General features: G+C 46.3%; 13 protein-coding genes and 2 pseudogenes. 3 read left to right on the top strand and 12 right to left on the bottom strand.

From position 1 onward, the window contains the following. Positions 1 to 51: 51 nt before the first annotated feature. Positions 52 to 756 (bottom strand): IS6-like element IS26 family transposase, encoded by a 705-nt coding sequence (locus tag P2E05_RS20895; RefSeq protein ID WP_001067858.1) that lies wholly within the window; start codon positions 754 to 756, stop codon positions 52 to 54. 47 nt (positions 757 to 803) lie between these two features. On the opposite strand from P2E05_RS20895, the pseudogene repM reads away from it, so the two are divergent. Together repM and P2E05_RS20885 are read left to right on the top strand one after the other, a co-directional pair. Next, positions 804 to 1,574 (top strand): annotated as a pseudogene (gene repM, locus P2E05_RS20890) (replication initiation protein RepM); the annotation flags it as partial. Between the two features lie 66 nt (positions 1,575 to 1,640). Next, positions 1,641 to 2,183 (top strand): plasmid replication DNA-binding protein, encoded by a 543-nt coding sequence (locus P2E05_RS20885; RefSeq protein WP_004896925.1) that lies wholly within the window; start codon positions 1,641 to 1,643, stop codon positions 2,181 to 2,183. A 358-nt stretch (positions 2,184 to 2,541) separates the two neighbouring features. On the opposite strand, the gene P2E05_RS20880 is transcribed toward P2E05_RS20885, so the two are convergent. The 8 genes and pseudogenes from P2E05_RS20880 to dfrA14 all read right to left on the bottom strand — a co-directional run bounded on the left by P2E05_RS20880 (position 2,542) and on the right by dfrA14 (position 10,805). Next, positions 2,542 to 3,426 carry an Mph(E) family macrolide 2'-phosphotransferase gene (locus tag P2E05_RS20880; RefSeq protein WP_000155092.1) on the bottom strand — a complete coding sequence of 295 codons (885 nt, stop codon included), beginning with the start codon at positions 3,424 to 3,426 and terminating at the stop codon, positions 2,542 to 2,544. Positions 3,427 to 3,481: 55 nt separating this feature from the next. Further along, a complete protein-coding gene (msr(E), locus tag P2E05_RS20875) occupies positions 3,482 to 4,957 on the bottom strand; it encodes an ABC-F type ribosomal protection protein Msr(E) (RefSeq protein WP_000052512.1) in 1,476 nt (491 codons plus the stop codon). Positions 4,958 to 5,406: 449 nt separating this feature from the next. Beyond that, positions 5,407 to 6,111 carry an IS6-like element IS26 family transposase gene (locus tag P2E05_RS20870; RefSeq protein WP_001067855.1) on the bottom strand — a complete coding sequence of 235 codons (705 nt, stop codon included), beginning with the start codon at positions 6,109 to 6,111 and terminating at the stop codon, positions 5,407 to 5,409. A gap of 157 nt (positions 6,112 to 6,268) precedes the next feature. Next, positions 6,269 to 7,107, bottom strand: a pseudogene (gene aadA1 / locus P2E05_RS20865) (ANT(3'')-Ia family aminoglycoside nucleotidyltransferase AadA1). Between the two features lie 16 nt (positions 7,108 to 7,123). Further along, positions 7,124 to 7,924: an oxacillin-hydrolyzing class D beta-lactamase OXA-10 gene (locus P2E05_RS20860; RefSeq protein ID WP_000846390.1), complete on the bottom strand. Its 801-nt coding sequence runs from the start codon at positions 7,922 to 7,924 to the stop codon at positions 7,124 to 7,126. Between the two features lie 264 nt (positions 7,925 to 8,188). Continuing rightward, positions 8,189 to 9,448, bottom strand: a complete 1,260-nt coding sequence (locus tag P2E05_RS20855; RefSeq protein ID WP_012300772.1) for a chloramphenicol efflux MFS transporter CmlA5 — start codon at positions 9,446 to 9,448, stop codon at positions 8,189 to 8,191. A gap of 320 nt (positions 9,449 to 9,768) precedes the next feature. Then, positions 9,769 to 10,221, bottom strand: a complete 453-nt coding sequence (locus P2E05_RS20850) for an NAD(+)--rifampin ADP-ribosyltransferase Arr-2 (RefSeq protein WP_000237816.1) — start codon at positions 10,219 to 10,221, stop codon at positions 9,769 to 9,771. Between the two features lie 110 nt (positions 10,222 to 10,331). Further along, entirely contained in the window at positions 10,332 to 10,805 is a 474-nt protein-coding gene (dfrA14, locus tag P2E05_RS20845) for a trimethoprim-resistant dihydrofolate reductase DfrA14 (protein WP_004201280.1), read from the bottom strand. A gap of 155 nt (positions 10,806 to 10,960) precedes the next feature. Here dfrA14 and intI1 point away from each other — a divergent pair, with 155 nt between their 5' ends. Continuing rightward, the gene (intI1, locus tag P2E05_RS20840; protein ID WP_000845039.1) at positions 10,961 to 11,974 is read left to right on the top strand and encodes a class 1 integron integrase IntI1; all 1,014 of its coding nucleotides are present in this window, start codon (positions 10,961 to 10,963) and stop codon (positions 11,972 to 11,974) included. Here intI1 and P2E05_RS21865 read toward each other — a convergent pair. From P2E05_RS21865 to P2E05_RS20825, 3 genes are read right to left on the bottom strand one after another with little or no spacing between them, the layout of a single operon-like run. After that, positions 11,961 to 12,566, bottom strand: a complete 606-nt coding sequence (locus tag P2E05_RS21865) for a hypothetical protein (protein ID WP_048228299.1) — start codon at positions 12,564 to 12,566, stop codon at positions 11,961 to 11,963. The genes intI1 and P2E05_RS21865 overlap by 14 nt on opposite strands. A 10-nt stretch (positions 12,567 to 12,576) precedes the next feature. After that, positions 12,577 to 13,146, bottom strand: coding sequence for a trimethoprim-resistant dihydrofolate reductase DfrA19 (dfrA19, locus tag P2E05_RS20830; protein ID WP_000019304.1), 570 nt, complete (start codon positions 13,144 to 13,146; stop codon positions 12,577 to 12,579). Continuing rightward, positions 13,146 to 13,610 (bottom strand): BRCT domain-containing protein, encoded by a 465-nt coding sequence (locus tag P2E05_RS20825; RefSeq protein ID WP_000645230.1) that lies wholly within the window; start codon positions 13,608 to 13,610, stop codon positions 13,146 to 13,148. Before P2E05_RS20825 ends, dfrA19 begins: the two co-directional genes overlap by 1 nt. Between the last annotated feature and the right edge of the window lie 247 nt (positions 13,611 to 13,857).

The raw sequence follows: 13,857 nt of genomic DNA, 5'->3' as shown, positions 1-13,857 counted from the left end.
GCACTGTTGCAAAGTTAGCGATGAGGCAGCCTTTTGTCTTATTCAAAGGCCTTACATTTCAAAAACTCTGCTTACCAGGCGCATTTCGCCCAGGGGATCACCATAATAAAATGCTGAGGCCTGGCCTTTGCGTAGTGCACGCATCACCTCAATACCTTTGATGGTGGCGTAAGCCGTCTTCATGGATTTAAATCCCAGCGTGGCGTTGATTATCCGTTTCAGTTTGCCATGATCGCATTCAATCACGTTGTTCCGGTACTTAATCTGTCGGTGTTCAACGTCAGACGGGCACCGGCCTTCGCGTTTGAGCAGAGCAAGCGCGCGACCATAGGCGGGCGCTTTATCCGTGTTGATGAATCGCGGGATCTGCCACTTCTTCACGTTGTTGAGGATTTTACCCAGAAACCGGTATGCAGCTTTGCTGTTACGACGGGAGGAGAGATAAAAATCGACAGTGCGGCCCCGGCTGTCGACGGCCCGGTACAGATACGCCCAGCGGCCATTGACCTTCACGTAGGTTTCATCCATGTGCCACGGGCAAAGATCGGAAGGGTTACGCCAGTACCAGCGCAGCCGTTTTTCCATTTCAGGCGCATAACGCTGAACCCAGCGGTAAATCGTGGAGTGATCGACATTCACTCCGCGTTCAGCCAGCATCTCCTGCAGCTCACGGTAACTGATGCCGTATTTGCAGTACCAGCGTACGGCCCACAGAATGATGTCACGCTGAAAATGCCGGCCTTTGAATGGGTTCATGTGCAGCTCCATCAGCAAAAGGGGATGATAAGTTTATCACCACCGACTATTTGCAACAGTGCCGTGTACATCGAAATACGGCTTATCAGGCGTTAAAAGATGCTTGCGATGACTTGTTTGCAAGACAATTCAGTTATCAGAGTCTTAGTGAAAAAGGTAACACTATTAATCACAAATCAAGATGGGTGAGCGAGGTGGCTTATATTGATAATGAAGCTGTCGTTAGACTTATTTTTGCCCCTGCTATTGTGCCTTTAATTACTAGGTTAGAAGAACAATTTACAAAGTATGAAATACAACAAATAAGTAATTTAACAAGTGCTTATGCTGTTCGTTTATATGAAATATTGATTGCATGGCGTAGTACTGGAAAAACGCCTCTCATAACTATGTATGATTTTAGACAAAAAATAGGTGTACTCGAGACTGAATACAAACGAATGTATGATTTTAAAAAATATGTTTTAGACATTGCATTAAAACAAGTAAATGAACATACCGATATTATTGTCAAAGTTGAACAGCATAAAACAGGTAGATCTATTACTGGTTTTTCATTTAGCTTTAAACAGAAAAAATCAGCCACGCATTCAGTCGAATCTAAAAGAGATCCGAATACATTAGACCTCTTTTCAAAAATAACAGATAAACAACGCCATCTATTCGCCAACAAGCTCTCAGAGCTTCCTGAGATGAGTAAATATTCACAAGGCACAGAAAGCTATCAGCAGTTTGCTGTACGTATAGCTGCCATGCTGCAAGATGCAGAGAAATTTAAGGAATTACTTCCTTTACTCAGAAAATTAGGATTTCAATGACATTGTTAATTGAAATTGTTAAGTTAACAGTCAGGTATTAACACAAGTTGAAAACTGGTTTACATAATGAAAAAACTGTCAGTTTCAGAGTTAGCTAAGCTTTATGGATATTCAAGACAAGCCATATATGCACATATAAACAAAGGAAATTTATCTAAAGGATCTGATGGATTAATTGACTTTTCAGAGGCCCTAAGAGTTTTTGGGGAACCACAAAAAAAAGAGGATACAGTCAATCAAAGTCAATCAATTAACAGTCAAAACTTGACAGAAGTTGACTTACTAAAACGTCAAGTTGACATACTGGAAAAACAATTAAATCAGGCAATACAGAGAGAAAATCAATCTTTAGAACGTGAATCGTTTTATCAAGAACAGATTGAAGCTATGCAGCGCTTACTAGAAGCACCAAAAGCCAATATGACTACCTTTACCGATCAGAGCTTTAAACAGGATATAGCAACGGATCCTCGGTCGGAACTAGCAACGAACTATGACGAATTGACTACTCCTCAGCAAGACAATAAGCGTATTCCTATCCCGGAGCATGTTGAACCAGAACAGAAGAAGAGAGGCTTCCTAAGCCGCTTTTTCCTTCCATATGGTTAGCCAAGACTCCAGTTTTTTGAAGAGCCAATTTCAGTGCAAGCACTTGAAATAATGACTCCTCAAAAAACCGGATGATGTTTATTAAAACTGAATAAAACCGTGGAACATCGCTCAATTAGTGATCGTGGAACATGAATAATCAATAAAAAGCCGTTCTGGTGCCCTATACTCCAGAACGGCTTACGTTAATATAATGATATTTAAAGAGAAATATCAAGCATTTCGTATAAGAAATTTTATGTTAAATGATTGTTAGAAATGCCCCTTGATCGAGGCATTTTCTATAAAGAATACTAAAAACTAATTAAAGCCAACCAAGTTTCAAAACAAGGCAGTTCTCAGCAATCATATTTTTAAATTATATAACTCCCAACTGAGCTTTTGCTCCAACGATAAGGCTTTCATTTTGAGTTTCTAAGGCAAATAAACCATACATCAAAGGAGAGGCCGCTGCTCTTTCTAAAGTCTGTTCATATAGTTTATTCCAAACTTTACCCCCTAGTTTTTCATACTCGATGATTAGAGTTTTGAGGCTTTCTTCTCCAAACAAAGTTACATGCCCAGCAAAATCAATCGCTGGGTCATCTATATGGGCTGTTGACCAATCAATAACGCCTGAAACAGCTCCATCCTTTGAAGCTAGTACATGCCCAGCATATAAATCGCCATGTATAAATTGGGTGAAATCTGCCCATAGAACATCATTATCCAACCATTTTCTGTAGCGGGTTTCCAATTGCTCACTTATACCAATTTCAGATTTTACTAACTGCAAATTGTTTGCTATTTCAGGTCTTAAATCTGAAGGTTTCATAATTTTCAAATCATTTTCCCGAACTTCTTTTTCAGGAATACTATGGATTTCAAATAAGGTTTTTGCCAAAGATGTTATGTATTTCGGGCTATCTTTGTCCATATTCCAAATTATTTCATAGGTTTCAGCATCCAAATTTAAAACAGGATTATCTTTAAGTATGGGATAAGCCACTAATTCTGTAGATGAAATTCTCCAATCAGGAACCTCTACAGAAAGATGTTTTTTTACCAATTCTAAAATGCGTTTTTCTTTCTTGATTTGTTCCCTCATGCCATCACGACGAGGAATACGCAGCAACCATTGTTGCCCCTTTGTATCAAGAGCAAAAACGACCTTAAAATCAATGCCCATTTCATTGAAATTCATTTTGTCCGTAAGCAACAAGCCGTGTGCTTCAGCAAGTGATTGAATATCTTGAATTGTCATTTTTAATTTCCTTTAAAGAGTTCAATAATTAATGTTCGGATTAGATTGGCTATCATTAACAATCTCTCTCAAAAGTCTTGATGATTTTGTGGTCTTTGATCTCGTAGATAATGTCAGCAATATTATCGACCAATTGCTTGTCATGAGATACGAAGATAATAGTTCCTGCATAGGACTTCATCATTGTTTCTAATGCGGCAATACTTTTTAGGTCAAGATAGTTTCCTGGTTCATCCATAAGCAAAATATTATATTTTCCTAAAAGCATTTTGGATAAAAGCAGTTTGATGATTTCACCTCCCGATAAGTCGGATAAGTTTTTTTGAATATCATTCGCTCCGATCCCCATTGAAGCCAATACTGCACGAATTTCCGCAACTGTGTACTCGCACTCTTCCTGCATAAAGGAGAGCACAGATTTATGCGTGTTAAATTTATATCCTGTTTGTGTAAAGTAGCCAATTTCAGCTTTTGGAGATATGGTTAATCCATCAGCACGTTCTGATATCATTTTTAACAAGGACGTTTTCCCTGTTCCATTCGATCCAGTTATAGCGACTTTAGCGCCAAGCGGTATTATAAAGTTAGCGTCATCAAAGATAGTACGGCTACCAAATTTTAAGCTCAGACCATCTGCCGTAATCGGGAACTTATTGTGCAGTTCTAGGGCTGAACTTTGACGAAAACGAATAGAACGCAAATGCTCTGGTGCTTGAATATCTTCTAATGCAGCCAAACGCTTTTCCATACTCTTAGCTGCCTGATACAGTTTTCTTTGCTTGGTGCCAGTCATTTTTGCATGCCCAAGTCGTCCAGCACTTTCGGTAGAGTTTTTGGATTTTTCTCCTTTTTTCTTATTGTCTAATCGATTAGCTTGCTGGCGTTTTTCTTGCACAGCAGATTCTAATCGCTCCCGTTCCTTCATCATCAGCTCATATTCTACGGCTTGGTGTTGTCGCTCTTCTTCTTTTTGACGCAAGTAATCCGAGTAACCACCCCAATATTCCGTAATTTTACCGTCTTTTAACTCCCATATCTTGTCTACAACCATATCAAGAAAATATCGGTCATGACTGATAACAAGTAATGCTCCATCAAATGCTTTAAGTTGACCAATAAGTAGATCTATTCCATTGAGATCAAGGTGGCTGGTTGGTTCATCCGCTAGAATGCCATGTACTTGTTGGGAAAATGCGGCAGCAATTTTTGCACGAGTTTCCTCTCCGCCACTCATTGTGTCGTTTTGTACATTGGAAACACCAAGGCGAGATAACATTGCCCGGTCTTCGACCGTTTCTATTTCGATTCCGCCCAGTTGGCTGATATGTGCAAAATCACCAAAACGCTGTAATGTCGCTTCGGCTAAAACAATTTCGCCATTAAGTACTTTGAGTAAACTACTCTTTCCTGCTCCGTTATCACCCACAAGACCAATACGGTCATAAGAGTGAATTTCCAATTCATCAATATCCAAAACATCACGCCCAGCATAATCCAAGCGTATGTTTCTCGCTTTAATAATTAAACTCATTTTTATTTACTCCTGTTTAGCTCTTGAAATTTTTTATGCAGCAAACAGGATTTAGGTGAAAACAAAAGCTAGCATCACAGTGTCCTCCCAAAAAAAAAGCTATTCATCCACAGGGTGGACAAATAGCTAGTCAATTAAGTTATAACTGGAAACTATGCACTAAAAGCATACTTATAAATTAAGCATACTTTTACTTTATATATCCGCATATATTCTTAAAGACACAACAAAAGCCCACCATTATAAAATAGTGTCACTATGCAAATAGTTGTGTCTTAACGAATGCGGATAGAATGCATAAACTTACCTAAAAAATAAAATTCAGTTTTATGATAACTTTACTGTTAAAAGAAGTCTAGACAACCTTGTTTTATGCTTGGATATAAGGCTTATTTTAGGCACTGTTGCAAAGTTAGCGATGAGGCAGCCTTTTGTCTTATTCAAAGGCCTTACATTTCAAAAACTCTGCTTACCAGGCGCATTTCGCCCAGGGGATCACCATAATAAAATGCTGAGGCCTGGCCTTTGCGTAGTGCACGCATCACCTCAATACCTTTGATGGTGGCGTAAGCCGTCTTCATGGATTTAAATCCCAGCGTGGCGCCGATTATCCGTTTCAGTTTGCCATGATCGCATTCAATCACGTTGTTCCGGTACTTAATCTGTCGGTGTTCAACGTCAGACGGGCACCGGCCTTCGCGTTTGAGCAGAGCAAGCGCGCGACCATAGGCGGGCGCTTTATCCGTGTTGATGAATCGCGGGATCTGCCACTTCTTCACGTTGTTGAGGATTTTACCCAGAAACCGGTATGCAGCTTTGCTGTTACGACGGGAGGAGAGATAAAAATCGACAGTGCGGCCCCGGCTGTCGACGGCCCGGTACAGATACGCCCAGCGGCCATTGACCTTCACGTAGGTTTCATCCATGTGCCACGGGCAAAGATCGGAAGGGTTACGCCAGTACCAGCGCAGCCGTTTTTCCATTTCAGGCGCATAACGCTGAACCCAGCGGTAAATCGTGGAGTGATCGACATTCACTCCGCGTTCAGCCAGCATCTCCTGCAGCTCACGGTAACTGATGCCGTATTTGCAGTACCAGCGTACGGCCCACAGAATGATGTCACGCTGAAAATGCCGGCCTTTGAATGGGTTCATGTGCAGCTCCATCAGCAAAAGGGGATGATAAGTTTATCACCACCGACTATTTGCAACAGTGCCGGGCTTATTATGCACGCTTAAAAATAATAAAAGCAGACTTGACCTGATAGTTTGGCTGTGAGCAATTATGTGCTTAGTGCATCTAACGCTTGAGTTAAGCCGCGCCGCGAAGCGGCGTCGGCTTGAACGAATTGTTAGACATTATTTGCCGACTACCTTGGTGATCTCGCCTTTCACGTAGTGAACAAATTCTTCCAACTGATCTGCGCGCGAGGCCAAGCGATCTTCTTCTTGTCCAAGATAAGCCTGTCTAGCTTCAAGTATGACGGGCTGATACTGGGCCGGCAGGCGCTCCATTGCCCAGTCGGCAGCGACATCCTTCGGCGCGATTTTGCCGGTTACTGCGCTGTACCAAATGCGGGACAACGTAAGCACTACATTTCGCTCATCGCCAGCCCAGTCGGGCGGCGAGTTCCATAGCGTTAAGGTTTCATTTAGCGCCTCAAATAGATCCTGTTCAGGAACCGGATCAAAGAGTTCCTCCGCCGCTGGACCTACCAAGGCAACGCTATGTTCTCTTGCTTTTGTCAGCAAGATAGCCAGATCAATGTCGATCGTGGCTGGCTCGAAGATACCTGCAAGAATGTCATTGCGCTGCCATTCTCCAAATTGCAGTTCGCGCTTAGCTGGATAACGCCACGGAATGATGTCGTCGTGCACAACAATGGTGACTTCTACAGCGCGGAGAATCTCGCTCTCTCCAGGGGAAGCCGAAGTTTCCAAAAGGTCGTTGATCAAAGCTCGCCGCGTTGTTTCATCAAGCCTTACGGTCACCGTAACCAGCAAATCAATATCACTGTGTGGCTTCAGGCCGCCATCCACTGCGGAGCCGTACAAATGTACGGCCAGCAACGTCGGTTCGAGATGGCGCTCGATGACGCCAACTACCTCTGATAGTTGAGTCGATACTTCGGCGATCACCACTTCCCTCATGATGTTTAACTTTGTTTTAGCCACCAATGATGCCCTCACTTTCCATGATTTTGGTGGGAATGGATTTTCTTAGCGGCAACTTACTTTCGTTGTCTATATCCATGTTAAAGGCGAAAAAGTAAACCTCTGTCTCCTTCTCAACCCACCCAACCCACCATGCGACACCAGGATTTGACTCAGTTCCCACACCAGAAAAACCAGTTTTTGAATGCACTAGATATTCAGGTGCCGCCTCCGTTACCAAAGCCTCTTTTACTATTAGCTGGTTTTCTTTAGATGCTGACAATTTATTTAAATATAGAGACTCTAGAAACTCCACTTGATTAACTGCGGAAATTCTAAGCTGGCCTTCCAACCAGAATTTGTCAATGCCACCACTGATATTCTGGTTGCCATAGGAAAATTTTTTAAGGTATTTCTGCATTCTTACTTCGCCAACTTCTCTGGCGATTTGTTGAAATACGGGAACAGCTGAAACTTGTATTGCCCCTCTTAAGGTCAAGTCTCTTTCCCATTGCTTCATGGCTCTTGGCTTTCCGTCCCATTTGAAAACCTGATGCTCATTCTTTATGACACCAGTTTCTAGGCCGATAATTGCGTTGGGGATCTTAAATGTTGATGCTGGAAGATATTCCTTTGATGCACGAGCTAAGTCATTGGTAGCGCAGGATTTACTGCTACTTTTACAAAGCACGAAGACACCATTGACGGCTTCGGCAGAGAACTCTTTGTTCCAAGACGTATTTTCTGTAATTGAACCAGCTAATGCCGTACTCGAAAGACACGCGATAATTACATATGCGGCAAATGTTTTCATGGCACCTTCTTGGTGGCTAACGTTAATTCGACCTCAGAGGCGTTTAAGTCAAAATACCTCTGACGTCTAACATGATTAATCAAAGTCTGATTTTTTAACAAAATCAGAAAGATAGACGCGAAACTTTAAAACAAAGGCGTCAACACTTCAAGTAGCGATCTTTCGCTTCGGCGAGGCCTAACGCCTGAGCTCAGCCGACCGAAACCGCGTAGCGGTTTTGGGTCGGCTGCAGCGATTTGTTGGGCGATAGCTTGCCACATTCTCTCAACGATTGGGATTTGATGTACTTTCCGCACTTTGTAGCGCGACCACATCATGCTCCCCCTGGCCGCGAGAGCCCTTCACTCGGGAAACACAAGACAGACCGAGCACGACTGTTGCAAGGGTCAAACAGTACACGACAACCGGCCAAGCCGTGTTGCGCGGCAACAGCGAAATGATCAACGTTCCGATGCTTCCTAGCAGTACACCGCCCAAGCAGAAGTAGACTGCCGTGACCGTTCCAGCAACATGGTCGAATCCTCGAAGAGCGCCATTGGGCGACACAGATACCGCTGTGGCGACACCAATACCCACTAGCCACATTGGAGCAATAAAGCCTAACACGGACTGCGAAGCCCATATTTCGGTGATGGCAAGCAATACTGCTCCAGCTATCAGGCATCCCATTCCCATTCGCAAGACACTTGGGCTGCCCCACTTGGGTATCACACGCCCCATAAAACGAGCCGTAAACACCATGGCAATTGCCACTGTGGCGAACAGCAGGCTGAAGCCAAGCTGAGACACACCTTGCCTGCCCATCATTAGTCCGGGCGCAATGGAGAAAAAGACGAAGAAGCTACCCATTCCAGCGGCGTAACACAACGTGTACAACCAGAAGTTCAGGCACTTAACGGGGAGTAGCAGCTGCGACCATTGCAAGCCCGCAACTCGTTGCACCCGGGTTTCAGGCCAGAATCGCCACGCTGCTGCAGATGCAGCGATCATGCCCAAACCTAGAAACGCAAAGATAGCCCGCCACCCAAGCCACATGTCGACGAGCGCTCCGAGCAATGGGCCTACCGCCGGGACCATGGCCAGCATGGATCCGAGTATGCCGTAAATGACATTACTTTCCTCGCGACCTGCGTAAATGTCACGTACTGTTGCAAATGTGGAAACAAGGCACGCCGAGGCACCACAAGCCTGAAGAATCCGAAGCCCCAGAAAGACTTCAGCCGATGACGTAAGAGCGAGGCCCATTGACGCCACAACGTAGGCGAGGCCACCTCCCAGTAGAACGGGGCGGCGCCCCAGTCGGTCCGATAGCGGTCCAAACAAGAGCTGACCGGCACCAATCATGACCAAGTACGTTGTCAGCGTAAGCTGAATTGTGCTCGCTGTCGTACCAAGCGCGTTTGGCATAAACGGCACTGCTGGCAAGTACATGTCCATGCCGAGTGATGCCAATAAATCGAACGGTGATAACAACAACACCGTGGCGGCAAGGGAGTACCGCCAACTAAAGTTTTTTGAGCGCACGAAACCATCTCCTTGAACAAAGGATTTGGCGGCGCTCCCGTAGAGCAAAAGGATTCATGAGAACGCCGCAACAACCGAAAAATGAAGGTTGCTGCGGCTTACTTGTCTGCGTTCTTGGAAGTGCTCATCTGCTGACTATCTCATGATTGAATTTGAATCGTAACAACTTTCAAGCAACTCTGCGAGGAGCCTTATTGTGCGCCCAACGCCGCCATAAACGGCGACAGGGTGGCGCGCCTATTGCGCATAAAATGGCGAAGCCATGCGCAACAGGCGCGGAATCTCTGGCGTCCGGTTTGATGGCTTTGTTATGCAAAGGACTAGTCTTCAATGACGTGTAAACCACGGCGCTTTAAGTCCTCTAACGAATCCAACATTCCCCTTATTAATTCAACAGGATGCCCCTCCCAGTCTTCAACAACGCCAACAATTCTCAAGGGTTCGCAGGTTCTATAGGACTGTGTTGGATTACCGGGAAATTTTTTGTTCGTAAGATTCGGATCGTCTTCGAACGGTCCTGTTGGCTCAACTATGTATATGTAGCCGCGACCCTCGAGGCCAGACAGTGACATAGCAAGTTCAGCTCCCCAAACTGCTGGCTCCATCAAGGCTGAAAAGTAGATGTGCTTAAGAATACGACCGTCCTCGAAATGAGAGATGAACCCTGTGGTTAGCAAGTCACCAATCGCCAAATTGGCTTTGGTTCCATGATAGAACGGTCCTTGCACCTGCTTGTAATTATCATGAGAGATGGGAATCCAATCTTTTACCATTTTAAGACCCTTAATTGTTGGGATTTGGCTGCATAACGTCGCTATCAATCGCGGAAAAGGCGTAGTGCGCGAAGCGAACGAAGCTTTTTGCCGTCGATTGCATAGCTTTGTTAACCCTTTTTCCAAATTTGATAGCAATAGTTAATGTTTGAAGTAAAGTGTTGCTCAAAAACAACTTCGAAGGTATTTGGAATACTCGGGAAGAAAACATCCCCCTCTGGCTCGATGTCGATCGTCGATAAGTGGAGCGTAGAGGCCATGGGTAATGTTTCTCGGTAAATTTCTCCGCCACCAGACACTATAACGTGACCGGTGAATTCAGCTAGCCTGTCCATGGCCTCTTCGATTGACTGAAATACAACTACATTGTCATCATTTGATGTCCAACCTGAGCGGGTAACGACCGCGTATTTCCTATTGGGGAGTGCGCCCATAGATTCAAACGTCTTGCGACCCACCAGAAGCCACTGATTGTAGGTCAATGCTTTAAAAAGTAGCTGCTCCCCTTTCGCGGACCAGGGTATGTCTGGACCGCAACCAATCACGCCGTTTTTCGCTTTCGCAGCCATCAATGATACTTTCAAGGTTCTCATCCTGGGTTAACTTTGTTTTAGGGCGACTGCCCTGCTGCGTAACATCGTTGCTGCTCCATAACATCAAACATCGACCCACGGCGTAACGCGCTTGCTGCTTGGATGCCCGAGGCATAGACTGTACAAAAAAACAGTCATAACAAGCCATGAAAACCGCCACTGCGCCGTTACCACCGCTGCGTTCGGTCAAGGTTCTGGACCAGTTGCGTGAGCGCATACGCTACTTGCATTACAGCTTACCAACCGAACAGGCTTATGTCCACTGGGTTCGTGCCTTCATCCGTTTCCACGGTGTGCGTCACCCGGCAACCTTGGGCAGCAGCGAAGTCGAGGCATTTCTGTCCTGGCTGGCGAACGAGCGCAAGGTTTCGGTCTCCACGCATCGTCAGGCATTGGCGGCCTTGCTGTTCTTCTACGGCAAGGTGCTGTGCACGGATCTGCCCTGGCTTCAGGAGATCGGAAGACCTCGGCCGTCGCGGCGCTTGCCGGTGGTGCTGACCCCGGATGAAGTGGTTCGCATCCTCGGTTTTCTGGAAGGCGAGCATCGTTTGTTCGCCCAGCTTCTGTATGGAACGGGCATGCGGATCAGTGAGGGTTTGCAACTGCGGGTCAAGGATCTGGATTTCGATCACGGCACGATCATCGTGCGGGAGGGCAAGGGCTCCAAGGATCGGGCCTTGATGTTACCCGAGAGCTTGGCACCCAGCCTGCGCGAGCAGCTGTCGCGTGCACGGGCATGGTGGCTGAAGGACCAGGCCGAGGGCCGCAGCGGCGTTGCGCTTCCCGACGCCCTTGAGCGGAAGTATCCGCGCGCCGGGCATTCCTGGCCGTGGTTCTGGGTTTTTGCGCAGCACACGCATTCGACCGATCCACGGAGCGGTGTCGTGCGTCGCCATCACATGTATGACCAGACCTTTCAGCGCGCCTTCAAACGTGCCGTAGAACAAGCAGGCATCACGAAGCCCGCCACACCGCACACCCTCCGCCACTCGTTCGCGACGGCCTTGCTCCGCAGCGGTTACGACATTCGAACCGTGCAGGATCTGCTCGGCCATTCCGACGTCTCTACGACGATGATTTACACGCATGTGCTGAAAGTTGGCGGTGCCGGAGTGCGCTCACCGCTTGATGCGCTGCCGCCCCTCACTAGTGAGAGGTAGGGCAGCGCAAGTCAATCCTGGCGGATTCACTACCCCTGCGCGAAGGCCATCGGTGCCGCATCGAACGGCCGGTTGCGGAAAGTCCTCCCTGCGTCCGCTGATGGCCGGCAGCAGCCCGTCGTTGCCTGATGGATCCAACCCCTCCGCTGCTATAGTGCAGTCGGCTTCTGACGTTCAGTGCAGCCGTCTTCTGAAAACGACAAACGATGTCAGCCAATAAGTTGTTGTAATAATCGACAAGTGTTTGTTGCAACTCGCCGTCCTGTAAGACTGCATTATCAGTCTGATTCAGGGCGGCTATGGTGTCATTTATACACCATAAACCGATGACGGCTGCACGTAAATCTGTGGATGCTCTTGATGGCGATTCAACGTTTGCTGTCCCACGCATGGCGACAGCATTGTTTAGCCCAGCAATAATCCCATTATAAGTTGGGGGGAGGGGCTCCGACAACTGCAAAGCTATCTTTTCTGTATTGTTTTGGATGTCGTCCGCAAGAATGGTATTCTCGATCAGTTCTCGAGCCAATAATGATGTTTCGAAGCAGACGGCCAACACCGTCTGCTTCGTTTCTGGTTCTTGTTCTTCCACTGCCAGCGCGTTACTGATTGTTACGCACGTAAGTAGCAAAGTGAATGCGCTCTTGAGTCTCATCAACGGTTGCCTCCACAGTCTCGCTGGCACTGGAATCAATGTGAAAATTGTTCTGGATCGGATCAACAGGAATAAATCGATCACAGTCGAACTCTCTTGGAATTATGGTCATGTGCAGTTTCGTTGCTGATGAAAGAGCTTGAATGTACAACTTCTCCCCACCAATGACAGCAATGCGTTGATCGGTATTCTCATACAGGTTGATCACAGCACGAAGATCAGGAACGACAGTAGCGCCTATGACATCTTCTTGTTTTAACGTCGAGGAGATCACGAACGATTCGCGTTCGGGGAGAATTCCTTTCTCCTTGATTCGCTCCTCGGCGCCATCCTTTTCTAACTGCATGTCACGCATGTCAGTATACGTGTGTTTCCCCATAACGCACACGCGGATCTCTTTAGAAATCCGCGTAAATCGCGCCATGTCTTCTTTGCATTTCCATGGAATCTTGCCGCCTTTCCCGAATCCCAACTTAGAATCCACAGCGACTATTAGCTCAAGTTGTGGGTGACTCATTAAAACTCCAAACCAGTCGATGCTGGTTGTTCCAGATATTGCTTACGGAAGGTGGCCAGATCAATCAGTTTGATATTTGCCTTTCCGCTGTTGTTGAGATCGTGCACTTTCTTCAATTTGCCGGAAGATCCGGAAGTGGATGCCGCGATCACCATGGTGGTCTTCGACGAGACTGATGATTGCACTTCACCACCCTCAGCTTCAATCAGCTTCTCCAAGGCCGCGTCACGAAAACCGGTGATCACGATCTTCTCACCGGTAAAACGATCCCCCGAAGTGACCTGCTGTTTGAACCCGATGATTGATTGAATCTTGTTGAATAGCTCGGCATGTTCAGCCATACCTGCAAGCACTTTTGCGGCAGTTTTGTAGCTGAATTTGTCGACGCTAACGATCTGCTCTTCGGTGATGGCATTGAAATCATCCAAGGTCTTAATATCCAAGCCTTCACACAGAGCTTTCATCTTGCGGCGCCCAACGCCGCGCCCAAAGTGGGGCATCGACCCCAACCAAACCGACAGGGGAACACTACTGGGTATAGGAAGTATAAACCACCTTTTTGCTCCTCATCCGAAGTATCTTACCTGAAATTCCCTCACTCGTTTACCGCTCAAGCCCCAATTTTAACTGCCGGTCCAGCCTAAACCGCTCTAATAAGGTTCGATTTGGCGGTAAAATCTCTAGCCTGATAGCTCGAGAGATACAAACTGC

Source organism: Providencia stuartii (assembly GCF_029277985.1).
Lineage (GTDB): Bacteria > Pseudomonadota > Gammaproteobacteria > Enterobacterales > Enterobacteriaceae > Providencia > Providencia zhejiangensis.
Note: the sequence above shows the minus strand (reverse complement) of the source record. Positions and strands in the feature narration are given on the sequence as shown.

Coding starts and splice junctions, on each gene's coding strand:
- P2E05_RS20895 (WP_001067858.1), bottom strand. CDS start 756: ATGAACCCATTCAAAGGCCGGCATTTTCAGCGTGACATCATTCTGTGG.
- P2E05_RS20885 (WP_004896925.1), top strand. CDS start 1,641: ATGAAAAAACTGTCAGTTTCAGAGTTAGCTAAGCTTTATGGATATTCA.
- P2E05_RS20880 (WP_000155092.1), bottom strand. CDS start 3,426: ATGACAATTCAAGATATTCAATCACTTGCTGAAGCACACGGCTTGTTG.
- P2E05_RS20870 (WP_001067855.1), bottom strand. CDS start 6,111: ATGAACCCATTCAAAGGCCGGCATTTTCAGCGTGACATCATTCTGTGG.
- P2E05_RS20860 (WP_000846390.1), bottom strand. CDS start 7,924: ATGAAAACATTTGCCGCATATGTAATTATCGCGTGTCTTTCGAGTACG.
- P2E05_RS20850 (WP_000237816.1), bottom strand. CDS start 10,221: ATGGTAAAAGATTGGATTCCCATCTCTCATGATAATTACAAGCAGGTG.
- intI1 (WP_000845039.1), top strand. CDS start 10,961: ATGAAAACCGCCACTGCGCCGTTACCACCGCTGCGTTCGGTCAAGGTT.
- dfrA19 (WP_000019304.1), bottom strand. CDS start 13,146: ATGAGTCACCCACAACTTGAGCTAATAGTCGCTGTGGATTCTAAGTTG.
- P2E05_RS20825 (WP_000645230.1), bottom strand. CDS start 13,610: ATGAAAGCTCTGTGTGAAGGCTTGGATATTAAGACCTTGGATGATTTC.